The organism is Microlunatus speluncae (assembly GCF_009299835.1).
Taxonomy (GTDB): domain Bacteria; phylum Actinomycetota; class Actinomycetes; order Propionibacteriales; family Propionibacteriaceae; genus Microlunatus; species Microlunatus speluncae.
This window is the reverse complement of the sequence record NZ_VKCZ01000019.1, coordinates 393,823-416,042: the sequence shown is the minus strand read 5'-3', so window position 1 is coordinate 416,042 and position 22,220 is coordinate 393,823. Positions and strand designations below refer to the sequence as shown.

Here is a 22,220-nt window from a genome sequence, read left to right as displayed (position 1 = left end):
ACCCCAAAACCCGCCGACCCGCCAGTAGTGCACGCGTTTCTGCGGCGTGTCGGTGCACAAGTGACGTTTCGGCTGAGGGTCGGGCCGGAGACGAGGCGCGGATGGGCCCGGAATCAGATCAGGTTCCTGGTGGAGTCGACGGGCCGCGGCTCGGCCGGACCCGACGGATCAGCTTGGATCCACTGAGGGCGCCTACTGCGCGGACCCAGCGGTGCACGCTTGCCGCGAGCTCGTTCGCTCAACGGCCAAGCAGACCGCCATCCGCGTCGACGCCTTGCCGGCGCACCCTCCGCGCCGCTCGCTTTGGCGCTGATCGGTGGATCCGGACTCAGGCCGCAGCGTGGTGGCGCGTCATGGCTCGCCGATGCCCGTCCACCAACCGAGATCGAACGGTGCGGGAGGCCAGGGCCTTTCGATCGAAGACGTCGATGAGCCATCCCCGACGTCGCAGCCAAGCCCGACGGCGGTCGTCACGCTCGCGCTGTTCGGCGGTGAAGTGATGGTCCTGCCCGTCGTACTCGGCAGCAAAGCGCACCGTCGGATCCGCAAGATCGAGCCGATAGATCGGGAAGCCGTTGTCATCGACGACGACGTACTGCGGATGCGGTTCGGGAAGCATCGCGTCGAGCCAACGCAGGCGCAGGACCGATTCCTGAGGTGACTCGGATCGGGCGTCGCTGAGTGGGATCAGGCACCGGAGTTGCACGACCCCTCGGTATCCGCGGAACCGGCGGGTCTCCGACCGCAGGTCAGCCTGGTGAAACCGACCGAGGCGGAGCAGGCCGTCGAGGGCGGCCAACGCCGCGTCCCGCTTGAGCAGTCGGCCGAGGTCCAGGGCGGTGCGCAGCGGCGTGGTGACCCGGATGCCGTTGACGATCTCGATGTCGTCGGGCTCCAGGGTCCGGGTCCCGCTGGTGGTCGCCGCAGCCCTGATCCGGGAGTTGTCGGGCAACTGGAACACCGACACCGGCGGCAGGTAGTCGCCGGCCGGGTTGATGCTGGCGCCGTGCAGCCAGGCCGCTGTCCGGTCGGTGATCACCGCCTCCGGATGAACGACCAGGGCCACGGCCTCGGCCCTGATCGCCACGGTCTCGCGGGCCGAGGCGTCGAGATAGACACCGCGAAGCAACTTTCGCAGCGCGCCTTCGGCTACCAGCCGATCGAGCACCCGCCGGCCCACCCCGGCCTGGGCGGCCCGATGACGGGTGAAGGGGCGATCGGTCGGCAAGCGACGATCGGCGATGATCGGCACGATCTCGGGAACGTTCATGCCGAGAGTGTCCGACAACTCCCCGACGGTCCGCAGAGTTATCCACAGGCCGCCGGATCACCCGGCATGCCGAGACGCCACTTGTGCACCGACACGCCGCAGAAACGCGTGCACTTCTGGCGGGTCGGCGGTTTTTAGAGGGTGCGTTGGTGGGCGTTGAGGGTGGTGGCGGCTTGGGTTACGGCGGCGTCGCGGGCTTGGGCGGATTCGGCGTCGGTGAGGGTACGGTCTGGGGCGCGGAAGCGGAGGGCGTAGGCGAGGGACTTCTTGCCTTCGCCGATCTGGGGGCCGGTGTAGATGTCGAACAGGCGGACCGACTCCAGCAGGGCGCCGGCGCCGGTGACCAGAGCGGCCTCGACGTCGGCGGCCGCGACCTCCGCGTCGACGATCAGGGCTACGTCTTCCTTGGCGACGGGGTGGGCCGAGATCGGCGCCACCGTGCCGCGATCCGGAGCAGCCGTGATCAGGGCGTCGCAGTCGAACTCGACGGCGCAGGCGCGGGCCGGCAGGCCGGCGGCTTCGACCACCCTCGGGTGCAGTTCACCGGCGTGGCCGATCACTCGGCCGGCGACGCTGAGCTCGGCGCAGCGGCCGGGATGCCACGGCGTCCGGGCTGCGGCCTTGACGGTGATCGTGGCGCCGACGGCCCGGGCCGCGGTTTCGGCGAAGGCGACCGCGTGCCGCCAGTCGGCCGGTTCGGCCGGGCCGGACCAGCCGGCCGGGCGCCAGTTGCCGGCGATCAGGGCGGCCGCGTGCCGGGGCTGATGCCCGATCGCGGCGTCCATCGCGGCCAGGTCTGCCACCGACGGTCGGCCCTCGACGGCGGGCCGCGGGGCGGCGGTCGGCTGTTCGGGGGCGAAGAAGACCGAGCCGGTCTCGTAGAGGGCAAGATCATCGAGACCGCGGCTGGTGTTGCGGTGCGCGGCGGCGATCAACCCGGGCAGGATCGTGGTGCGCAGCAGCGGCTGGGTCTCCGACAGCGGGTTCGCGATCTCCATGGTCCGGCGCCGCTCGTCGTCGGCGCCGAGCTCCAGCAGGTCAAGATCACCGGCACCGAGGAACGGGAACGACAACACCTCGACGTAACCGGCCTGGGCCAGCGCCGCGTTGATCAACCGGCGGGAGCGCTGGGAGCGGGTCAGCCCGCGGCCGCTCGGGGCCGGCGGCAACACCGACGGCACCCGGTCGTAGCCGTACAGCCGGCCGACCTCCTCGACGAAGTCGTACGGATCGCGCAGGTCCGGCCGCCAGGTGGGCGGCGTGACCTCGAGTTGATCACCGGCGGTGACGGCCACGCCGACCTGGCGCAGGTGATCGAGCACCGTCTCGACGTCGATCGCGTCGCCCATGATCTTGCCGGGCAGCGCCGGATCCAGCCGCAGAGTCGGCACCTCCGGCACGGCGCCGGCGATCGTCTCCGCCGCCGACACCTGACCGCCGCCGTGCTCGACCAGCAGAGCGGCGACCCGCTGGGCGGCGGCATAGCTCGCGCCCGGATCGACGCCGCGCTCGAACCGGCGCGACGCCTCGGAGGACAGCTTGTGCCGGCGCGAGGTGCGGGCGATCGAGATCGCCTCGAAGTGCGCCGCCTCGATCACCAGGGTCGCCGTCTCCGGCCCGACCTCGGTCGTCTCGCCGCCCATCACCCCGGCGATGCCGATCGGGCCCGAGTCGTCGGTGATCACCAGATCGTCCTGATCAAGCAACCGGTCGACGTCGTCCAGCGTCTTGATCGACTCGCCCGCCCTGGCCTGCCGGACCACGATCGGCCCGGCCAGCAAGTCGGCGTCGTAGGCGTGCAGCGGCTGACCGGTCTCCAACATCACGTAGTTGGTCACGTCGACGGCCAGCGAGATCGGCCGCATCCCGGCCTGTTGCAGCCGTTGCTTCAGCCAGCGCGGGCTCGGCGCGGCCGGGTCGACCCCGGTCACCGTGATCGCCACGAACAGCGGACAGGCCGGGCTCTCCAGCCGCACCGGATAGCCGTCGGCGGCGCTGGCCGGCACCGGCCGATCGACCGGATCGGTGTAGCCGACGGCGAAGGCGTGCGCCGTCTCCCGGGCCAGGCCGCGGACCGACCAGGCGTAGCCGCGGTCCGGCGTCACGGCGATGTCCAGCACCTCTTCGCCGAGGCCGAGGACCGGCCGGGCATCGGCGCCGAGGACAAGATCATCGCCGGTCAGCACCATGATCCCGGAGTGATCATCGCCGAGCTCCAGCTCGTCGGCGGCGCAGATCATGCCGTCGGAGATGTGCCCGTACGTCTTCCGGGCCGCGATCTCGAAACCGCCGGGCAGCACGGCCCCGGGCAGCGCGACCACGACCAGATCATCGACGGCGAAGTTGCGGGCGCCGCAGATGATCCCGCGCGAGGTCGTGTCGTCGCCGCCCGAATCCTTGGCCCAGGAACCGTTGTTGTGCTCGCCGACATCGACCCGGCACCAGCGGATGATCTTGCCGTTCTTCTGCTCCTGCTCGGTGAACTCGAGCACCCGGCCGATCACCAGCGGACCGGTGATGTCGCCGCCGGACCGGTCGACGGATTCGACCTCGAAGCCGATCTTGATCAACGCCTCCGAGACGTCACGGCCGGTCGTGCCTGCCGGCAACGGCGCGTACTCCCGCAGCCAGGACAAGGGCGCCCTCATCGTGCTCCTCCCACCAGCGAACGGCTGAACCGCACGTCGCCCTCGATCATGTCCCGCATGTCCTCCGCCGAATTGCGGAACATCAGCGTCCGGTCGATGCCCATCCCGAAGGCGAAACCGGAGTATTCCGAGGAGTCGACCCCGGCGGCCTCCAGCACCCGCGGATTCACCACCCCGCAGCCGCCCCACTCGATCCAGCCCTCGCTGCGGCAGGTCCGGCAAGGATTTTCAAGATCACCGACCGAGCTGCCCTGGCAGACGAAGCAGAGCAGGTCGACCTCGGCCGACGGCTCGGTGAACGGAAAGTAGGACGGCCGCCAGCGGAACCGGGTGTCCGGGCCGAACATCGCCTTCGCGAAGTGCTCCAGGGTGCCCTTGAGATGACCGAAGCTGATCCCCTTGTCGACCGCCAGCCCCTCGATCTGGTGGAACACCGGCAGGTGGGTCGCGTCGTACTCGTCGGCGCGGTACACCTTGCCCGGGCAGACCACATACACCGGCAGCTCACGATCGAGCAGGCTGCGCACCTGCACCGGCGAGGTGTGCGTCCGCAGCAGCAGGTTGTGCTCCGGCGGCGCGATGAACAGGGTGTCCTGCATCGTCCGGGCCGGATGGTCGGGGATGAAGTTGAGCGCGTCGAAGTTGAGCCACTCGGCCTCGAGCTCGGGCCCCTCGGCGATCTCCCAGCCCATCGCCAGGAACACGTCGCTCATTTGATCCATCAGCGCGGTCACCGGGTGCGGGGCGCCGGCCGGAGCCAGCGCGACCGGCAACGTCACGTCGATCCGCTCCTCGACCAGCCGCCGGTCCAGCTCGGCCGCCGAGATCTCGGCATCGCGAGCCTCCAGCGCCTGCTTGACCCGGCCGCGCGCCTGCCCGACCCGGCCGCCGAACTCCTTCCGCTGCTCCGGCGGCAGCCCGCCGATCTGCCGGTTGGCCAGGGCCAACGGTGACCGGTCGCCGGTGTGCGCCAGCCGCGCCTGCTTCAGCTCGGCGACGGTCGCGGCCGCGGCGAAGGCCTCGACGGCCGCGGTCACCAGGGCATCGATCTGCCCGGCTTCCAGGGCGGTTGCGGCGTCGGTCTGTGTTGGCCCGGTCATCTCTTGGGCTCCTCGGATTTCTGGCGTTGGGGCGGTGAGTGCCCGGACAGTCTAGGAACCGCGCCCGTACGGCTGCCAATCGCCTCACCCGCCCCCAGGATCGCGCCCATCCGCCCGGATCAGTAAAATCGTTTCACCCCCATCTCCGGCCCGATCGGCAGCCGAGGAAGCGAGCGACATGTCCAGCGACGACGCCCAGGCACGCACCGAGGAACCCGAGGCGGGTGGAGCACCCAACACGGTCGCACGGTTGCGGCAGGGATTCGCCGAGCCGGATCCGGCCGCGCGACCGATGATGCGGTGGTGGTGGTTCGGCCCCGACGTCGAAAATGTCGAACTGGAACGGGAGCTGACCGCGATGGCCGACGCCGGCCTCGGCGGGGTCGAGGTCGCGTTCGTCTATCCGCTGCGCCAGGTCAGCCACGACTTCGGCTCCGACGAGTTCCTCGGCCGGCTCCGGCACGCCGCCGAGTTCGCCCGCTCGCTCGGGCTGCGGTTCGACCTGACGATCGGCAGCGGCTGGTCGTACGGCGGACCGCACGTCGGGCCCGAGCACGCCTCCCGCCGGATCCACTGGGAGCGCCGCGAGATCTCGGCCGTCGGCTTCGACCTGCCGGTGGTGGCGCCCTGGCCCGGCGAGGAACTGATCGCCGCCTTTCTCGCCGACGGCTCGCCGCGGGATGCGCCGACCGGTTGGTCGTCGCTGCCGGTGGTCGAGGCCGCGATCGCCGTACCGGATGGTCGGGGGCCGCGGACCGTGCTGCTGGCCTGGTCGCAACCGACCGGGCAGAACGTCAAGCGGGCCGCCGCCGGTGCCGAGGGGCCGGTGCTCGATCACTACTCGGCCGAGGCGACCCGGCGGCACTTGGCGGCGGTCGGCGACCGGCTGCTCGGCGCCGTACCGGCCGAACTGATCGGGTCGGTCTTCTGCGACAGCCTCGAGGTGTACGCGGCCGACTGGACCCCCGAGCTGCCGGCCGAGTTCGAGCGGCGCCGCGGCTACGACCCTCTCCCTCAACTACACCGTCTGACCGTGGACGAGCCCGGATCGGCCGAGTTCCGGACCGACTTCTACCGGACGCTGACCGAGTTGGCCGAAGAGAACTTCGTCGCGGTCTGCCGCGACTGGGCGGCCGGCCACGGCGTGCCGTTCCGGATCCAGGGGTACGGGGTGCCACCGGTGACGGTCAGCAGCAACCGGCACGCCGACCTGATCGAGGGTGAGGGTTGGGGCTGGACCGAGCTGACCCAGACCCGATGGGCGTCTTCGGCCGGTCATCTGCACGGCCGCGACGTCATCTCCTCGGAGATCTGGACCTGGGTCCACTCACCGTCGTTCCGGGCCACGCCGCTCGATCTGAAGGGCGAGGCGCACGAGCATTTCCTGCTCGGCATCAACCAGTTCGTCGGGCACGGCTGGCCGTACTCGGCGCCGGATGCGCCCGGGCTCGGCTGGTATTTCTACGCCTCCGGCGCGCTGGACGACCGCAACCCGTGGTGGCCGGCGATGCCACGGCTGAGCGCGTACCTGACCCGGCTGAGCTGGCTGCTCCGGCAGGGAAAGCCGGTGGCCGACGTGAAGCTGTATCTGCCGGCCGGCGACGTCTATCCGAAGCTCGGCGACGGGCTGGATCTGTGGAAGGAGACCCGCCGGCACATCGGGCCCGAGCTGACCCGGGCGATCCGTTGCGCCGGTTACGACTACGACCTGATCGACGACGACGCGCTGGAGGTCACGGATCCGGCGTCGGTGCCGGTCGTCGTGCTGCCTTCGGTACGGACCCTGCCGGCCGCGACCCGGGCCTGGCTGGACGCGGTCCGGCGGGCCGGCGGCTCCGTCATCGCGGTCGATTCGCCCGGCTATGCCGGTGGCGTGCCGGCGACCCGGGACTCCTTCGAGTCGGTGCTGCTCCGGGTGTTGCCGCCCGATGTCTGGTTCTCCGGCTCGAGCGACGAGATCGGCGTCGTGCATCGCGGTTGCGGCAGCACCGACGTCTATTTCGTGGCGAACACCGGCAGCTCGGTGCGGACCTTCGAGCTGACGCCGCGGACCGGTCGGTCGCGGTTCGAGCAGTGGGATCCGGCGACCGGCGCGGCCGAATCGCTGGCCGGCACGAACACGGTGACGCTGACGCTGCATCCGTACCAGGCGACGGTCGTGGTCGCGACCGACGACGACGGCGAGGTGCCGGACAGCGTGGCCAACTCGGGGACCGGCGCCGAGCTGGCGCTGCTCGGCCCGTGGCGGACCGGGTTCGCCGACTCGGCCGGGACCGCGGAGGTGCTGCTGCCGCATCGGTGGGAGGACGCCCGGCCCGGTTATTCCGGCGCCGCCTGGTATGAACTGGAGCTGCCCGCGCTGCCCGCCTGGCTCGACCCCGGCGCCGAGATCGCGCTGGACTTCGGTCCGGCCGAGTCGATCGAGGACCCGGACGACGGCGTGACCGAGATCCGCGGCAACTCCTATCGGGCCCGGCTCGAGCCGCCGGTCCGCGAGGTCGCCGTGGTGTCACTGAACGGCGAGCAGGTCGGGGTGCTGTGGGACGCGCCGTACCGGTTGGACCTGACCGGTCGGCTGCGCGAAGGTGACAACACGCTCCGGATCGAGGTCTACAACACCGCCGCCGGGGCCGCGGCAACCGATCCGGAGGCGGTCGGAATCATCGAGGAGAGTCGACGGCTGTACGGCATCCGGTTCCATCAACAGGATCTCGAGCTCGCGCTGGACGGGGTGTCCTCGGGGCTGCTCACCGTGCCCGCGCTGCGCTGGACCGTGCCGGCCTGACCGGACGGTTGGAGCGACCGGCTCGGGGATCGACCGCTCCACTGCCCGGCCCGGCCGAACGCGCGTTTCTCTACCTGTGTCGACTTCTTCGTGCCCCGCCCGCACCGGACGGCGGCATTTCTCTACCTGTGTCGACTTTCGCACTCCCCGGATGGGGGACTCCGGTCGATCGACCCGGCCGGGTCGGGCAGGCTTCGCTTTCATGGACGCGATCGACCCTGAGCTGACCGACCGGCTGCGGCGAGACCGTACCGCCTGGTTGTGCACGCTGCGCGCCAACGGCTCGCCGCACCTGACACCGGTCTGGTTCGTCCATCGCGACGACCGGTTCTGGATCAGCAGCGGCGAGCGGAACGTGAAGGTGCGCAACGTCGTGGCCGATCCGCGGGTCAGCCTGGCGCTGGAGGACGGCGACGCGCCGTACGTCGCGGAGGGCCGGGTCGTCGTTCATCGCGACCGGCTGCGGGCGGACGTGCTGCGCGACATCACGGCCAAGTACGACGGCTGGGACTCGACCGTCGAGATTCCGCCGTACGGGCCGCGGGTGCTGCTCGAGGTGACCGTCGACCGTTGGCTGCTCCGCGGTCGGGCGCAGTAGCCGGTCAGTCGCTGGGTCCGCCGGTGTGCCGGAGCACCCCGCCGGGACCGCTGACGGGCTTCGGCCCTCGATGCTGCCGCCGCAACGCTCTGCGCCGAGACGTCACTTGTGCCCCGACACGCCGCAAAAAAGCGTGCATTTCTGACGGGTCGGCGTTACTGCAGGGTGGTGGAGCTGGTGTAGAGGCAGACGGCGGCGGCGGTGGAGAGGTTGAGGCTTTCGGCGGCGCCGAGGATCGGGACGGCTACGGTGCGGTCGGCCAGGGCGGTGAGGTCGGCCGGGAGGCCGTGGGCCTCGTTGCCGAACAGCCAGAGGGTGGGCCGGGCCAGTTCGCCGGCGGCGGCGAGGCGGGTCAGGTTTTCGCCGGCGCCGTCGGCGGCGAGCACCTGGAACCCGGCGGCATGGGCGGCGGCGACCACCTCGGGCACCTCGGCGCCGATGCTGATCGGCAGGTGAAACAGGCTGCCGACGGTCGCCCGTACGGTCTTCGGGTTGTACGGATCGACCGACTCCGCCGACAACACGACACCGTCGGCGCCGAAGGCGTCGGCGCAGCGGATCACCGTGCCGGCGTTGCCCGGATCGCCGACCCGGGCACAACAGACCAGCAGCCGGGCCCGGTCGGTGATCAACTCCGGCAGCGGCCGGTGCATCATCCGGCAGACCGCGACCACACCCTGCGGGGTGACGGCGTCGGTCAGCGAACGAAGATCATCATCGGAGATCAACAACGGCTCCGGACGCGCCGCGGCCAGGTCGGGATGCCGCTCGGCCGCGGCGGTGGTGAGGAACAGCTCGGTGACCCGGCCCGGCTCGGCCAGGGCTTCGCGTACGGCCTGGGGACCTTCGGCCAGGAACGCCCCGGCCGCATAGCGCTCCTTGCGCCGGAGCAGCCGAAGAGCCGACCGGATCCGGCCCCGCGATGCCTCCTGCGGCAAGGTGGGGACCGTCCCGATCGGCTCGTTCGAACTCAGGCCGGGTCGGCGCGATTCAGGCAGCGGACTCGGTGACCCGCGCGGCCTTGGAGACCTCGACCAGGGCCACGAAGGCCTTCGGGTCGGAGACGGCCAGCTCGGCCAGGATCTTGCGGTCCACCTCGACGCCCGCGGACTTCAGCCCGGAGATGAAGCGGTTGTAGGTCACGCCCTCCGCCCGGGCCGCGGCGTTGATCCGCTGGATCCACAGCTTGCGGAAGTCACCCTTGCGGGCGCGGCGATCGCGGTAGGCGTAGACGAGCGAGTGGGTGATCTGCTCCTTCGCCTTGCGGTAGAGGCGCGACCGCTGACCCCGGTAGCCGGACGCCTGCTCCAGGACCTCGCGGCGCTTCTTCTGTGCGTTCACGGAACGCTTGACGCGTGCCATTCCAGTACTCCTTGACGTTCGTTGGGGCCGCGGCCTACTTGCCGAGCAGCTTCTTGATCTTGGACGCGTCGGACTTCGGCATGACCACCATGCCCGTGAGACGCCGCTTCTGCTTGGTCGGCTTGTGCTCGTTCAGGTGCGCCTTGCCGGCCTGGCGGCGGACCACCTTGCCCGTACCGGTAACCCTGAACCGCCTCTTGGCACCGGTGTGCGTCTTCATTTTCGGCATGGTCGTGCCGCTCCTCATCTCATTCGTCAGTCGAACTGGGGTCTAGCCGGCTGCGGCGTCGTCAGCCGAGGTCGATGTCCGGGTCGAGGTTGTCGGCCGGACCACGCTTCTTCTTGTGCTGCGGCTCCGCCGCCGCCTCGGCGCGTCGATCGGCCAGGGCGGCCTGCTCGGCCTCCGCGTCGGCCTGCCGCTCGGCAGCCCGGCGATCCCGCTCGGCCTGGACGTCGGCCTTCGCCTCGGTCTTCTTCTTGTGCGGGCCCAACACCATCAACATGTTGCGCCCGTCCTGCTTCGGCGAGGACTCGACGAAGCCGAACTCGTCGACGTCGCTGGCCAGCCGCTTCAACAGGTTGAAGCCGAGCTCCGGCCGGGACTGCTCCCGACCGCGGAACATGATCGTGATCTTGACCTTGTCGCCGGCCTTGAGAAACCGGACCACGTGACCCTTCTTGGTCTCGTAGTCGTGGTTGTCGATCTTCGGCCGGAGCTTCATTTCCTTGATCACGGTGTTGGTCTGGTTGCGCCGGTTCTCGCGAGCCTTCTGCGCGTTCTCGTACTTGTACTTGCCGTAGTCCATCATCTTGACCACGGGCGGGCGCGCCATCGGCGCGACCTCGACGAGGTCGAGCTCGGCGTCCCGGGCCAATCGCAGCGCATCGTCGATCTTGACGATGCCGGCCTGCTCCCCGGCCGGTCCGACCAGCCGGACCTCCGGAACGCGAATGCGATCGTTGATTCGCGGTTCAGTGCTGATGTGGGTCCTCCCTCAGTGGATACTGTTCCGACCGGTCCGGTGGGCCCGTCGTTCCGCCCGATCCGACGACCCAAACAAAAAGGGCCCTCGCATCAAACGAAGACCCTGATCGGGCGATCCGGCCTAGGCCGATTCGCGGACCGACCCGACGACTGAAGCTCTCGTACGGGTGGGAGATCAGGTCTCCGCTTGCGGGTTCAACGGGCATGCTGAACCGGTCGGGCGCCACTTTACCATGAGCTGCGGCGGTCAACCGCCGACGGCCGTGGCCCAGCCGAACTCGCCGTCGCCGAGGTCCACCAAACGGTGTCCGCCGGCCAACTGCCGCAGCACCTCACCGTCGATCACGAACGGCGCCGGGCCGGCGTGGTCGATCAGCAACGCGTCGGCGTGATCGGCGACGGCGGCCTCGGCCGCCTGGTCCAGGGTGATCGGCACCGGCCGGGCCGCCGGATCCCAGGCAGTCAGCGCATCCGTGCCGGTGAAGCCGAGCATCGCCCGCCGCCCATCGGCCGCCTGGAGCAGCACCACCGACATCTCGGCCTCCTTGTCCGAGACCAGGCCGGTCGCGCCGGTGCCGGTCGAGGTCGCCGTGGCCACCACCGGCACCAGGATCCGGTCGCCGCACAGCACCGCGACCGCGCGCAGGTACGTCACCGGGTCTCCCCCGTCCACGGCGGCCAGCGCGGCCCGGGTCTCCGGGGTGGCCCGGCCGTCGTCGCCGGGGAAGGGCGACGGAGCCAGCCGTCGCTCGTGATCGTCGGGGCCGTGGTGCATCGCCACACCCTACGGACCTCGGAGGATGGCGTAGTCCCCGGGACGTACGGGCGGATGGGGGCACATTGCGGGCCGTCACCCATCCCCGGCCCTGGGTCCGCTGTGGCAGGGTTGAGCCATGCCTGCTGCCGATGCCGTACTCCTTCCACTCTGCGCCGGAATCGCGCTGCTCGGCGTGATCGTCACCGCCGTGGCCTGGCGCCGCGGAAACAAGGGCCGGGTGGTCCAGGGCATCGGTGTGGTGCTCGCCCCGATCGCGCTCTACTTCGCCGGCTTGCTGACCCTGGTCTGGAACGCGGTCGTCGCCGTGGTCGGCTGGGCCGCCCGGATCGTCTTCACGCCGCTGGTCTGGCTCGGCATCACGATGCTCGGCGTCTGCCTGGTGCTCTGGGTGGTCGGCGGCATCGTCGCCAAGCGCACGGGGGGCAAGGAGAAGTCGGCCGAACCGGCCGCGCCGAAGCAGGTCGCCGGTCAGAGCCGGACCGCCGCCGTCACCGCCGGGAAGCCGGCCGCTCAGCCCAAGCAGCAGCCGAAGCAGGCAGCGGCACCGGTGGATGACGACATGGCCGAGATCGAAGCCCTGTTGAAGAAGCGCGGCATCGAATAACGAGCGGTACGCTCTCGGGCCGGCTCAGGAAACGTTCTGGTGGACGGCCTGCAGCCGGCGGAGCTCGGTCACGGCCTGCCGGGCCCGGTCACCGTCGTGGCCCTGGACCCCCATCAGCTGGACCCGCTCGGCATCGAGATCATCATCGAACGGGCTGCCGTCGACCGGCCGGAGCAGGGCCATCGCCCATGGGTCACCCCGACGCAGGATGATCTTGTGCACCCGGTCCCAGCCGACGTTGTGCACCCGGACGCCGTTGCGGATCCGCAGCCCCTCGCCGTCGGCCGTCACCGAGCAGATCGTGGCCAGAATGATCATCACGATCAAGGCCGCCAGGATCGTGATCAAGGTGCCGAGCTGGAACGGTGTCACGAGCGCCCGGATCGAGGCCGGGAAGGCGAACCAGCCGACCACGACGAAGATCACGAAGGCGGCGGCCAGCGCCCAGCCGATGATTCGCAGCCAGAAGGGTCGCAGCACGACCCGGTCGGTTGTCTCCATCCCGCTACAGCCGGCAGGCGGCGATGTCGGTGACGAGGATGGCGCGGGCGCCGACCTCCCACAGCTCGTCCATCAGCCGCTGGGCGTCGCGGCGCGGCACCATCGAGCGGACCGCGAACCAGTTCTCCCGGGCCAGCGGTGACACCGTCGGCGACTCGAGGCCGGGGGTGATCGCGCAGGCCTTGTCCAGGCCCTCGCCGGAAACGTCGTAATCCATCATCACGTAGTTGCGCGCGACCAGCACGCCGTTCAGGCGGCGCTTGAGTTGATCAAGACCGAGCGGGGCCGGGTTGTCGGCCCGGGTGATCAACACCGCCTCGGAGGTGAGGATCGGATCGCCGAACAGCTCCAGACCGGCCTGCCGCAAGGTGGTCCCGGTCTCCACCACGTCGGCGATCGCGTCGGCCACGCCGAGCCGGATCGACGACTCCACCGCGCCGTCCAGCTCGATCAGCCGGGCGGTCACGTTGCGTTCGGCCAGATAGCGGCCGACCAGCCCCGGGTACGACGTCGCCAGCCGCAGCCCGTCCAGCCCGGCCACATCGAGGCCGCTGCCGGCCGGACCGGCGAACCGGAACCGGCTGGCGCCGAACCCCAGTTGCATCACCTCGGTCGCCGCGGCGCCCGATTCGAGCATGATGTCCCGGCCGGTGATGCCGAGGTCGAGCACACCCTCGCCGACGTAGACGGCCACGTCCTTCGGTCGCAGATAGAAGAACTCGACGCCGTTGGCCTCGTCGTACAGCACCAGGTCCTTGCTGTCATGACGCTGCGCGTACCCGGCCTCCCGGAGCATCTCGGCCGCGGCCGCGGACAGCGCGCCCTTGTTGGGGACGGCGATCCGCAGCGTGCCGTTGCGGGGCTCGGTCGGGCGTGGGTCAGTCACGGCGCTCATCGTAGTCGGGTCGCTCCGACCTACAGATGGGTATATACGTCCTCGAGATCGAGGTCGAGCGCCAGCATCAGCACCTGCAGGTGATACAGCAGTTGGCTGATCTCCTCGGCGGCCGCCTCGCGGGATTCGTGTTCGGCCGCCATCCACACCTCGGCCGCCTCCTCGACGATCTTCTTGCCGATCTCGTGCACGCCGGCGTTCAGCCGGGCCACCGTGCCGGAGGCCGGGTCCTGGGTCGCCGCCTTCGCGCTGAGCTCGGCGAACAGCGACTCGAAGGTCTTCGGTGGGTTCGCTCCGGGCGTGATCACTGCGCCAGCGTAGTGGTCGAAGCCCCGGTTTCGCGGAGCAGGATCTGCCATAATCCCGGCCATGGCCTGCGGCGTCCCCCCGATCGGTGCGGCCGGCCGCGCCGCGGGTCGCTGACCGTGGCCTGGTATTCGCCGATCCCCGGACCGCCGCCCGACGAGCCGAACCCGTACGCCCCGACGCCCGGATCCGGGCCGGTTCCCGGCCCACCCCCGCCACCCGGCTGGCAACCGCCGGGACCGCAGCCGCCCGGCCCTTGGCCCGGACCGCCGCAGCCACCCGGGTCACCGCAGCCGCCAGGCCCACCGCCCCGCCGGTCGGCGGCGGGCGGGGTGGTCCGGTTGCTGGTGCCGTTGGTCCTGCTGGTCGTGGTGCTGGCCGCAACCCTGCCGGCGGCTCGATTGCCCGAGCCCGATCCCGGGATCGCTCGCTACCTGCCCGCCGGTGACCCGGTGTCGATCATGATCGACACCAGCGACGGTCGGCCCTGGCAGGCGAACCAGGGACTGCGCGAGCCGCTGGCCGGAGCGGCCGAGCTGTCGGCACCACTGCGCCGCGCGATCGGGACGACGACCGAGGCCGACGGCTCCTGGCTGATGGTCGACGCGATCCGGCCCGACCAGGACGGCCGGGTGCTCCGGCTCGGCTATCAGCTCACCGACCGGATCGTGCTGCGCGCCGCCGAGGACTCTGCCGGCTGGGCCGTGTTCAGGCCGGGCCTGCCGCTGCTCTCCGCCGAGCTGATCGACGGCGGGACGCTGCGCTGGGACGGCACCGTGACCGCCAGGTCGGCAACCGGAGCCGGCTCGGCCGACGATCCGGCACCGCGACCGGCGGCAGCGGTGATCAGCGCCCGGCCGAGCGAGACGCTGCCTTCCTGCCTCACCGTGTCGGCCGAGCTGACCCTGGACCGGACGCCCGCGATGCTCGGCGCGACCTGGTGCACCGGCGCCGACGCCGGGTGGGCCGGCGCGCTGGCGCCCAGCCATGCCCTGGAGCGGTCGCCGGGCGCGGCGCCGGAGCACCGGCCCGAGCTCACCCTCGACCCGGCCAAGCCACCCCGGCTCGACGCGGCCCGGTTCGCGCGGGTCCGGCTCCTCGGCCGGCTCGCCGGACGCTGGCAGGAGCAGCCGGCGCGGACGGCGTCGCGGCTGGCCAGCGCCGGTTCGACGCTGGTCGTCGCCGATGTCGACGGCACCGTCAGCGGCTGGACGCCGACCGGCGACGCCACCGCCGAGGAGTCCTACTACGGCCTGCGCTGGCGGGTCCGGCCGGGCGGCTCCGTCCGCGGTCTGGCCACGATCGGCGACGTCACGGTGGTCGGCACCACGGCCCGCACGGTCAGCGGGTACGCGAGCGACGGCTGGCGACTGTGGCAGCGGTCGCTCGAGGACGCGGTCGTCGACGTCGCCGCCGTCGGTGACCGGGTGCTGACCACCGACGCCTCCGGCGAACTGCGACTGCTCGACGGCCGGACCGGTGCCGTGCGGTGGACCGTCGACGGGGGCGACCTGCCCTGGTCCCCGGTGGTCGGCCCGGCGGGGCGGACGATCGCGTACCTGGACGGCGACACCGTGCACGTGCTCGACGCCGGATCCGGCCGAGAATCCTGGACCGCCGCGGTGGACGAGGACTCGGCCGAGCTGGCCCTGGCCGACGACCTGGTGGTGATCAAGGTCGGCAACTGGCTGATCGCCCGGTCCGCCGCCGACGGCCGGACCGTCTGGACCAGCGAGGTCGCCGCCGGTGCGCTGCTCGCCGGCGGGGTCGACGAGATCCTGATCTTCGGCGAGGAGAGCACCCGGGCGCTCGACCTGACCGGCCGGGAACGGTGGACGACCGGCGCCGCCTCGTCCGCCCGGCGGGTCGGCCCGGCCGTCGCGCTGACGATGCCGGACGGGATCGAGGTCCGCCGGCCGAACGGCTCCAGCACCCGGTGGCCGTACCCGGACGGGTTCGCCGAACCCGACCCCGCCCTGGTGGTCACGCCGTCCGGCCTGGTCGCCGTCCAGCGCGGCCCCGGCGGCGACGTCTGGTGGGAATACCGATGAGCGGCGCGTACGGTGATCAACCGGCCGGCGCGTACCGGCGCCCCTCCCCCGTTGTCGTCAGCTTTCAGGTGATCCGCGAGCTGTTCGTCCGGGTCCTGGTGGCTCCGGTCCGGTCCGGCCGGTTGCGGGCCCGCGGTTGGCCGAACGGGCTCCGGCCGGCGATCGGCATCGGGCTCGGCGTCTATCTCCTCGCCGTGGTGCTGGCCCTGGTCGCGGTTCCGGTCCGGCGGGCGCTGCCACCGGGCGACGCGGCGTTCGGCATCTCGCCGCAGCTGTTCCCGATCATGATCATGGTGACGCTGGTGCTGCTGGCGCTGATCGGCGCCGCCGCACTGCACGGGCCGTGGTATCTGCGGGTGGTCGGGCTGCTCGCCCCCACCGTCTTCTTCCTCGGCTTCGCCCGGTTCGCCGATCGACCGGAGCCGTTGATCTGGCCGGCCGTGGCCCTGCTCGCCATGATCGGCTTCTCCGGCTGGCGCTGGACCCGACGCTATGCCTGGTGGGAATTCCCCGCGCTGCTGGTGCTGCACGGCGCCGGGACGCTCGGCCTGCTCTGGCTGGTGGTCCGGCCTGCGCTGAACCGCGGCTCCCTCGACGTCAGCCTGGAGACGGTGGTCGCGCTGATGGCGGTCGGCGTCTTCGCGCTGCCGTTCACCGTCGTGTCCGGGGCCGCCCTGGCCGAGGTGGCGCTGTCCAGCGCGAGCTGGCTGGTGGAGTTGATCAGCCGGCGGATCTCACTGCGGGCCCTGGCCGTGCTGGTCGGCCTGCTCGCACCGCTGTCGTTGCTGATCATCGGGGCCCGGTGGTGGACGTCGATCGTGCCGCCGCTGCCGAAGCTGATCGGGCTGTCGCTCGGCGGGGCGGTGGTCGGCCTGACCTGGTTCGGCTGGCTCGTCGTGGACTCGTTGATCGATCGCCGGGAGCGGGCGATCGGCCGCGTCGCCGGCGACACCCGGCTGGCGCAGCTGCCCTTGCCGTTCCGCGCCCTCAGCCTGGGGCTCGGCGTAGCCCTGGTCGCGCCGTTCATGATCAACTGGGTCTGGAGCCGGACCGAGTGGGGCCTCTGGCCGGTGTTCCGCGCCGTCGGCGTGAACTACCGGCCGGGCGCCCTGACCGAACGCCTCGGCTGGTCGGTCGACCCGCTGACCGCCGGTTTCGCGGTGACCGTCGCGGCCGGGCTGGTGATCACCGCGGTGGCGGTACGCCGACGCCGGCGCGGCCTGGCCGAGCTGGCGATCGTCGCCACCCTGCTCTGCCTGGTCCGGCTGCTGACCCTGCTCGAGGTCCCGTTCGTGGCCGTCTCGCTGGACGACCTGGCCGCGGTGGTGGTCGTGGTCACCGTGGTCGCGACCATCGGCTGGGCGGTGCGGCGGCGGCTCACCCCGGTCCGGCAGGAGGCGGTGGCGCTGGCCCTGGTGCTCGGGCTCGCGGTCGCCCTCCGGGAGCTGGTCGCCGACCCGCTCGGCTGGCTGCTCGGCAGCACCGGCGGGGCGTTGATGATCATCGGTCTGGTCTGGGGTCTGCTCACCGGCGGCGCCGAGGCCAACCAGGACTCGCCCCGGTTTCCCCGGCCGGCCCGGGCGCTGGCGCTGGTCGGCTACTTCACCATCGCGATGGTGATCACGGCGTTCGATCAGCTCGCCGTGACCTTCGCGGTCGATCTGGAACGCTTCGCCCTGGTCGGTTCGGACCTGCTCGGCACCGGCTTGCTGCTGACCGGACTCTGGGCGGTGATCGGCGCGGCCCGGCGGCGGGAGGAGATCCTGGAGCCGATGCCGCCGCCCGTCCGGTGACCCGCGACGACACCGAACCCGGCTTCGGGAGGTGGGCGGCGCGGGGCCGGGTCAGCGCAGGGCGCCGACGGTCATGCCCGCGGTGATCTTGCGCTGGAAGATCAGATAGACGAGCAACACCGGGACGGTGGCGATGGTCAGGCCGGCGAACAGCCCGGAGAAGTCGCTGGCATAGCCCTGGTTGACGGCCAGGTTGGCCAGGCCCTGGCCGATCACGAACTTCGACGGGTCGGTGATCAGCACGATCGGCAGCACGTACTGGTTCCACATGCCGAGGAAGTCGAAGATGCCGATGCTGATCAGGCCCGGCCGGGCCAGCGGCAGCATCACCGACCAGAAGACCCGCCAGTGCCCGGCGCCGTCGAGCAGCGCGGCCTCGGCCAGCTCCATCGGCAGCGACCGGAAGAAGGCGGTCAGGAAGAACACCGAGAAGGACAGCGACTGGGTCGCATAGACGATGATCAGCCCGCCGTAGCTGTTCAGCAGCCCGAGGTTCTTGACCACGAAGAACAACGGCACCAGCGCCAGGAAGCCTGGGAAGGCCATGCCGCCGACGAACAGGTAGTAGAGGAAGGTGCGGCCGAAGAACCGGAACTGGGCCAACACGTAGGCGACCACCGACGAGAGCACCAGGGTCAAGATCAACCCGAGCGAGACCACGATGATCGTGTTGAGGAAGTACGAGCCGATGTTGGACTGGTTCCAGGCGCGGACGAAGTTGTCCCAGTGCCAGACCTCCGGCAGCGACCACGGGCTCTCGAAGATCTCCGCGTCGGACTTGAACGAGCTGACGAACGACCACAGCATCGGTACGCAGACGATGATCGCCCAGCAGATCAGCACCAGTTGGGCGGGTGTGCCGAGCACCACCCGGCCGAGCCGGGTCAGCGGCCCGAGCCCGCTCGGCGCGGCGGCCGGGGCGGGCGGGGCGACCCGGTCCAGGGTTCCGGTCCGGCTCATCAGACCTCCCTCCTGGTGATCCGCAGGGTGACGGTGGTCAGGACCAGCGTGATCACCAGCAGGGTGACGCCGATCGCCGAGGCGTAGCCGAAGTTGCTGGACTTGAACGCGGTCTCGTACATGTAGAGGGCCATCACCGTGCTCGAGTTGTCCGGTCCCCCGTTGGTCAGGATCTGCACCACCGCGAAGGCGTCCAGCGCGCCGATGATCAAGAAGATGATCGCGGTCTGCACCGGCGACCAGACCAGCGGCAGCACGATCCGCCAGAAGGTCGCCCACCGGTTGGCACCGTCGATCAGGGCCGCCTCGATGATCTCGGTCGGGATCGACGCCATCGCCGCGGTGAACAGCACGACGTAGAAGCCGGCCGAGACCCAGACCATCACCGCGATCACGCTGGCCAGCGACGTGCGCGGATCACCCAGCCAGACCTGCCGCAGCCCGTCCAGCCCGACCGCCGTCAGGAACCCGTTCAGCAGGCCGTTCCGCGGCTCGAAGACCGCCTGCCACATCACCGCGATCACCGCGATCGAGAGCACGCTGGGGAAGAAGTAAACGATCCGATAGAACCCGGCGCCGCGGACGCCGGTCACCGCCCGGCTGCCGCGCTGGCCGGACCCGCCGAAGGTGATCATGGTGGCCAGGAACAGGCCGAGCAGGATGATCAGCGCCGGGCAGACCACCAGCAAGATCACGTTGTGCCCCAGGGCACGCAGGAAGTCGGTGTCGCGGAACACCCGGACGAAGTTGTCCAGGCCGACGAAGTTCCAGTCGGCCGAATAGCCGCCCCAGTCGGTCATCGCGATCCACACCGCCTGGCCGTACGGTGAGATCACGAAGACGAAGTAGAGCGCCACCGGGATGATCAAGGCGGAGAGGATGAATCTCCACTTGTGGTGATGCATCTCAGGTCACTTCGCGAGGCCCGGTGATCACTTGGCCTCTCGGCGATATTTGGTCACCGACGAGTCCGCCGCGATCGCGTCCGCCTTCTTCTGGATCCGGGCCGCCCAGCCCGCCGCGTCGACGGAGCCCGTGAGCAGCGCGCCGGTGGCGTTGTCGACCTCCTTCTGCAGCGCCTGATACCAGGTGCCGAACATCCAGTAGCTGCCGACGTCGTCCCCGGCGGCGGCGATCATGTCGTTCATCGACGTCATCGCGTACGACACGTCGGCCCCGTCGCCGGCGCCCTTGACGATGCCGAGCGATCGGGTCACCTCGATCCGGCGACGCGAGGCCTCGACCGACAGCATCGCCCGCAACAGTTCCATCCCGCCGCCCGGATTGGGCGCATCGGCGGCGACCAGCAGATCACCGCCGGGCCCGCCGTTGCAGGCGGCGAACGGCAGCGCGTCGCCGGCGCCCAGGCCGGGGGCCGGCTTGGCCGACATCTGAAGATCCTTCGGGGCGATGTCGCCGAGCTCGTTCTCCAGCCAGGCGCCGCACGGGATGAAGACGGCCTTGCCCTGCGCCCAGTACGTCTGCGCCTGGGTGTGGGTCAGTCCTGCCGTCCCGTCCAGGATGTAGCCGCGGGCGAACAACTCGCCGTACTTGGCCGCCGACTCGACCAGCGCCTCCTGCTGCCAGGCGCCCGGCTCCAGGTTGTCGACCGCGACGCCGAGCTGCGGTCCGGCCGCCTTCTCCGCGGTGCCCATGATCGGGCCCCACATGTAGCCCGGATACTTGCCCTGGTACGTCCACGGCGCCAGCCCGGCCTGCTTGATCTCCGCGCACAACGCGAGCATCGCGTCGAAGGTCTCCGGATAGGTCCAGCCGTGCTCGGTCATCAGCTTGTTGGAGTACCAGACGCCGTTCAGGCCGTAGCCCGACGGCACCGAGTAGCGCTTGCCGTCGTAGACGCCCACCCCGGCGACACCCGGCAGCAGGGTCTCGGCCACGGTCTTGCCCTCGGTGTCGTACGCCGGCGCGTCCAGCACCGGGCCAAGATCGACCAGCCGGCCCTGCTTGACCAGGCCGGCGGTGTCCAGCCCGACGTTGCCGATCAGGTCCGGCGGCGTCCCGTCGACGAAGCGGGGTTGCAACTCCTTGGGGAGATCCTGGCTGCTCTTGTAGGCCAGCTTCGAGTTCGGGAACCGCTCGTTGTAGAGCCTGACCGGCACGTCGAACCAGTCGTGGCCGTAGCCGCCCTCGAAGTTGAAGAACTCGACCGGCTGGTCGACGACGACGCCGAACGGGTTGTCGGCGGTGGTCGGGCGCGGGCTGACCGGAGCACCGCTGCCGGCGCCACCACCCATCGCACAACCGCCGGCGCCCATCAGGGCCACCATCGAACCACCGAGCACGGTGCGCCGGGACAGACGACGCGGGACCGATCCGGACATGGCTTTCTCCTCGACCGATCGGGCTGATGCTGATCATCAGTCGATGCGCTGACGCTAGCCGCGCCGGAGCGGCCGAGGAGCCGCCGAAATCGAGGACGATTAGACCTGCTGCACGCATTCGCCGATCTCGGCCGATCGGCCCGCCTCGACGGCTGTCGACCGGAGATCCTTGACTACGGTGGAATTCCCGGACCAACCGGCCGTCACGCGACCCGGCCGGCCACGTCGGATCTGGCGGATTGGTCTAATGCCGTTGGATCTGGTCGGCCGTCGCCGGAGCCGGTGCGGCCGGTTGCGGCTCGACGGCCACCTGGCCGAGGCGCTCCAGCCGCCACCAGGTGAGGAAGCCGGCCAGGCAGAAGCCGCCGTAGATCAGATACATGATCGCCGACGGGTAGTAACCGGCGGTCAGCAGCAGCGGCACCCCGACCGCGTCGACGGCGATCCAGATCAGCCAGAACTCGACCCAGCCGCGGGCCATCCCGTAGGTCGCGAGGATCGAGCCGGTGAGGATCCACGCGTCGGCCGCCGGGCCCCAGGAGCCGAGCGCGCTGAGCACGAAGTAGAAGACCGTCCACAAGATCACCGCGCCGATGATCAGTTGCAACCGGCCGCGCCAGCCTGCCCAGCGCGGTTGCACGCCGGCCTTGCCGTCGACGCTCGCCTTGCGGAACTGGTACCAGCGGATCCAGCCGTACACGCTGACCGCGAAGAAGAAGATCTGCCGGCCCGCCTGGCCCCACAGGTCCAGGTCCTGCGGCGTGTGGAACACCCCGCCGAGGAAGACAGTGAACAGCAGGATGTTGCCGATGATGCCGATCGGCCAGGCCGAGACCCGGCGGTTCATCCCGAGGACGGCGCTGGCCAGCCCGAACCCGTTGCCGATGATCTCGCGCCACAGGATGCCGGGGCCGATGTCGAGCTTGGCGTTCAGAAAGCCGAGCAGCAATGCCGAGAAATCCACGAACCTCTCCACTCCTCCGATGTGCGGGCACCGGGGTGTGGAGGTACGGCGTCGCCTGATCGCTCACCCGGAGCCGGGCGAACGCGGACGTACGTCGTCCCTCGCGGTTCCTCCCATCCGGACTTTCACCGTCGGTCGTGGAGTTTCACCACATCAACCGGCCTTTCGGCCGGGTCGCGGACTATCACCGCCGGCTCGGAATTACACCGACCCCGGAACACGCGCGAGCTTGTTCGAACTCGTCAACCGCCATTGTCGCACCGCTATTCCCGAGCCCG

General features: G+C 70.6%; 20 protein-coding genes and 1 riboswitch. Of the genes, 5 read left to right on the top strand and 15 right to left on the bottom strand.

Features of this window, described 5'->3' with window-relative positions:
- Nucleotides 1-328: 328 nt before the first annotated feature.
- The 3 genes from FNH24_RS24210 to pheS all read right to left on the bottom strand — a co-directional run bounded on the left by FNH24_RS24210 (nt 329) and on the right by pheS (nt 5,018).
- Nucleotides 329-1,270, bottom strand: coding sequence for a type IV toxin-antitoxin system AbiEi family antitoxin domain-containing protein (locus FNH24_RS24210; protein WP_152364796.1), 942 nt, complete (start codon nt 1,268-1,270; stop codon nt 329-331).
- 134 nt (nt 1,271-1,404) lie between these two features.
- A complete protein-coding gene (gene pheT, locus FNH24_RS24205; protein ID WP_152364795.1) occupies nt 1,405-3,918 on the bottom strand; it encodes a phenylalanine--tRNA ligase subunit beta in 2,514 nt (837 codons plus the stop codon).
- A complete protein-coding gene (gene pheS / locus FNH24_RS24200) occupies nt 3,915-5,018 on the bottom strand; it encodes a phenylalanine--tRNA ligase subunit alpha (protein WP_152364794.1) in 1,104 nt (367 codons plus the stop codon). The genes pheT and pheS overlap by 4 nt, the downstream gene beginning before the upstream one ends.
- Before the next feature lie 178 nt (nt 5,019-5,196).
- Here pheS and FNH24_RS24195 point away from each other — a divergent pair, with 178 nt between their 5' ends.
- Both FNH24_RS24195 and FNH24_RS24190 read left to right on the top strand, forming a co-directional pair.
- Nucleotides 5,197-7,803 carry a glycosyl hydrolase gene (locus FNH24_RS24195; protein ID WP_152364793.1) on the top strand — a complete coding sequence of 869 codons (2,607 nt, stop codon included), beginning with the start codon at nt 5,197-5,199 and terminating at the stop codon, nt 7,801-7,803.
- Between the two features lie 202 nt (nt 7,804-8,005).
- A complete protein-coding gene (locus FNH24_RS24190; protein WP_152364792.1) occupies nt 8,006-8,401 on the top strand; it encodes a pyridoxamine 5'-phosphate oxidase family protein in 396 nt (131 codons plus the stop codon).
- Nucleotides 8,402-8,556: 155 nt separating this feature from the next.
- Here the strand turns inward: FNH24_RS24190 and FNH24_RS24185 are convergent, their stop codons facing one another.
- The 5 genes from FNH24_RS24185 to FNH24_RS24165 all read right to left on the bottom strand — a co-directional run bounded on the left by FNH24_RS24185 (nt 8,557) and on the right by FNH24_RS24165 (nt 11,523).
- Nucleotides 8,557-9,339 (bottom strand): TrmH family RNA methyltransferase, encoded by a 783-nt coding sequence (locus FNH24_RS24185; RefSeq protein WP_246187046.1) that lies wholly within the window; start codon nt 9,337-9,339, stop codon nt 8,557-8,559.
- A gap of 52 nt (nt 9,340-9,391) precedes the next feature.
- Nucleotides 9,392-9,763 carry a 50S ribosomal protein L20 gene (gene rplT / locus FNH24_RS24180; RefSeq protein ID WP_152364790.1) on the bottom strand — a complete coding sequence of 124 codons (372 nt, stop codon included), beginning with the start codon at nt 9,761-9,763 and terminating at the stop codon, nt 9,392-9,394.
- Between the two features lie 34 nt (nt 9,764-9,797).
- Nucleotides 9,798-9,992 carry a 50S ribosomal protein L35 gene (gene rpmI / locus FNH24_RS24175; RefSeq protein WP_152364789.1) on the bottom strand — a complete coding sequence of 65 codons (195 nt, stop codon included), beginning with the start codon at nt 9,990-9,992 and terminating at the stop codon, nt 9,798-9,800.
- Nucleotides 9,993-10,053: 61 nt separating this feature from the next.
- Complete coding sequence (gene infC, locus FNH24_RS24170; RefSeq protein ID WP_246187066.1) at nt 10,054-10,695, bottom strand: translation initiation factor IF-3; 642 nt, start codon at nt 10,693-10,695, stop codon at nt 10,054-10,056.
- Nucleotides 10,696-10,995: 300 nt separating this feature from the next.
- Nucleotides 10,996-11,523, bottom strand: a complete 528-nt coding sequence (locus FNH24_RS24165; RefSeq protein ID WP_152364787.1) for an SseB family protein — start codon at nt 11,521-11,523, stop codon at nt 10,996-10,998.
- A 118-nt stretch (nt 11,524-11,641) separates the two neighbouring features.
- Between FNH24_RS24165 and FNH24_RS24160 the strand changes: the two genes are divergently transcribed.
- Nucleotides 11,642-12,130 (top strand): hypothetical protein, encoded by a 489-nt coding sequence (locus FNH24_RS24160; RefSeq protein WP_152364786.1) that lies wholly within the window; start codon nt 11,642-11,644, stop codon nt 12,128-12,130.
- 24 nt (nt 12,131-12,154) lie between these two features.
- On the opposite strand, the gene FNH24_RS24155 is transcribed toward FNH24_RS24160, so the two are convergent.
- The 3 genes from FNH24_RS24155 to FNH24_RS24145 form a co-directional block, all read right to left on the bottom strand.
- A complete protein-coding gene (locus tag FNH24_RS24155; protein ID WP_152364785.1) occupies nt 12,155-12,631 on the bottom strand; it encodes a PH domain-containing protein in 477 nt (158 codons plus the stop codon).
- A gap of 4 nt (nt 12,632-12,635) precedes the next feature.
- Nucleotides 12,636-13,478 carry an ATP phosphoribosyltransferase gene (gene hisG, locus FNH24_RS24150; protein WP_281351082.1) on the bottom strand — a complete coding sequence of 281 codons (843 nt, stop codon included), beginning with the start codon at nt 13,476-13,478 and terminating at the stop codon, nt 12,636-12,638.
- Nucleotides 13,479-13,546: 68 nt separating this feature from the next.
- On the bottom strand, nt 13,547-13,831 hold the full coding sequence (locus FNH24_RS24145) for a phosphoribosyl-ATP diphosphatase (RefSeq protein ID WP_246187064.1): 285 nt from the start codon (nt 13,829-13,831) through the stop codon (nt 13,547-13,549).
- 333 nt (nt 13,832-14,164) lie between these two features.
- On the opposite strand from FNH24_RS24145, the gene FNH24_RS24140 reads away from it, so the two are divergent.
- Both FNH24_RS24140 and FNH24_RS24135 read left to right on the top strand, forming a co-directional pair.
- Nucleotides 14,165-15,883, top strand: coding sequence for an outer membrane protein assembly factor BamB family protein (locus tag FNH24_RS24140; protein ID WP_161606291.1), 1,719 nt, complete (start codon nt 14,165-14,167; stop codon nt 15,881-15,883).
- Complete coding sequence (locus FNH24_RS24135) at nt 15,880-17,676, top strand: hypothetical protein (protein ID WP_152364781.1); 1,797 nt, start codon at nt 15,880-15,882, stop codon at nt 17,674-17,676. Before FNH24_RS24140 ends, FNH24_RS24135 begins: the two co-directional genes overlap by 4 nt.
- 51 nt (nt 17,677-17,727) lie before the next feature.
- Here the strand turns inward: FNH24_RS24135 and FNH24_RS24130 are convergent, their stop codons facing one another.
- From FNH24_RS24130 to pnuC, 4 genes are all read right to left on the bottom strand, one after another.
- Complete coding sequence (locus FNH24_RS24130; protein ID WP_152364780.1) at nt 17,728-18,636, bottom strand: carbohydrate ABC transporter permease; 909 nt, start codon at nt 18,634-18,636, stop codon at nt 17,728-17,730.
- Complete coding sequence (locus FNH24_RS24125; protein WP_152364779.1) at nt 18,636-19,541, bottom strand: carbohydrate ABC transporter permease; 906 nt, start codon at nt 19,539-19,541, stop codon at nt 18,636-18,638. Before FNH24_RS24125 ends, FNH24_RS24130 begins: the two co-directional genes overlap by 1 nt.
- A 27-nt stretch (nt 19,542-19,568) precedes the next feature.
- Nucleotides 19,569-20,978, bottom strand: a complete 1,410-nt coding sequence (ngcE, locus tag FNH24_RS24120; protein ID WP_152364778.1) for an N-acetylglucosamine/diacetylchitobiose ABC transporter substrate-binding protein — start codon at nt 20,976-20,978, stop codon at nt 19,569-19,571.
- Nucleotides 20,979-21,222: 244 nt separating this feature from the next.
- The gene (pnuC, locus tag FNH24_RS24115) at nt 21,223-21,942 is read right to left on the bottom strand and encodes a nicotinamide riboside transporter PnuC (RefSeq protein WP_246187045.1); all 720 of its coding nucleotides are present in this window, start codon (nt 21,940-21,942) and stop codon (nt 21,223-21,225) included.
- A 101-nt stretch (nt 21,943-22,043) separates the two neighbouring features.
- Nucleotides 22,044-22,167, bottom strand: a riboswitch (FMN riboswitch).
- Nucleotides 22,168-22,220: the final 53 nt, after the last annotated feature.

Excerpts from the sequence above, each read along its gene's own strand:
- FNH24_RS24210 (WP_152364796.1), bottom strand. The coding sequence starts at position 1,270 with ATGAACGTTCCCGAGATCGTGCCGATCATCGCCGATCGTCGCTTGCCG.
- pheT (WP_152364795.1), bottom strand. The coding sequence starts at position 3,918 with ATGAGGGCGCCCTTGTCCTGGCTGCGGGAGTACGCGCCGTTGCCGGCA.
- pheS (WP_152364794.1), bottom strand. The coding sequence starts at position 5,018 with ATGACCGGGCCAACACAGACCGACGCCGCAACCGCCCTGGAAGCCGGG.
- FNH24_RS24195 (WP_152364793.1), top strand. The coding sequence starts at position 5,197 with ATGTCCAGCGACGACGCCCAGGCACGCACCGAGGAACCCGAGGCGGGT.
- FNH24_RS24190 (WP_152364792.1), top strand. The coding sequence starts at position 8,006 with ATGGACGCGATCGACCCTGAGCTGACCGACCGGCTGCGGCGAGACCGT.
- rplT (WP_152364790.1), bottom strand. The coding sequence starts at position 9,763 with ATGGCACGCGTCAAGCGTTCCGTGAACGCACAGAAGAAGCGCCGCGAG.
- rpmI (WP_152364789.1), bottom strand. The coding sequence starts at position 9,992 with ATGCCGAAAATGAAGACGCACACCGGTGCCAAGAGGCGGTTCAGGGTT.
- FNH24_RS24165 (WP_152364787.1), bottom strand. The coding sequence starts at position 11,523 with ATGCACCACGGCCCCGACGATCACGAGCGACGGCTGGCTCCGTCGCCC.
- FNH24_RS24160 (WP_152364786.1), top strand. The coding sequence starts at position 11,642 with ATGCCTGCTGCCGATGCCGTACTCCTTCCACTCTGCGCCGGAATCGCG.
- FNH24_RS24155 (WP_152364785.1), bottom strand. The coding sequence starts at position 12,631 with ATGGAGACAACCGACCGGGTCGTGCTGCGACCCTTCTGGCTGCGAATC.
- FNH24_RS24135 (WP_152364781.1), top strand. The coding sequence starts at position 15,880 with ATGAGCGGCGCGTACGGTGATCAACCGGCCGGCGCGTACCGGCGCCCC.
- FNH24_RS24130 (WP_152364780.1), bottom strand. The coding sequence starts at position 18,636 with ATGAGCCGGACCGGAACCCTGGACCGGGTCGCCCCGCCCGCCCCGGCC.
- FNH24_RS24125 (WP_152364779.1), bottom strand. The coding sequence starts at position 19,541 with ATGCATCACCACAAGTGGAGATTCATCCTCTCCGCCTTGATCATCCCG.
- ngcE (WP_152364778.1), bottom strand. The coding sequence starts at position 20,978 with ATGTCCGGATCGGTCCCGCGTCGTCTGTCCCGGCGCACCGTGCTCGGT.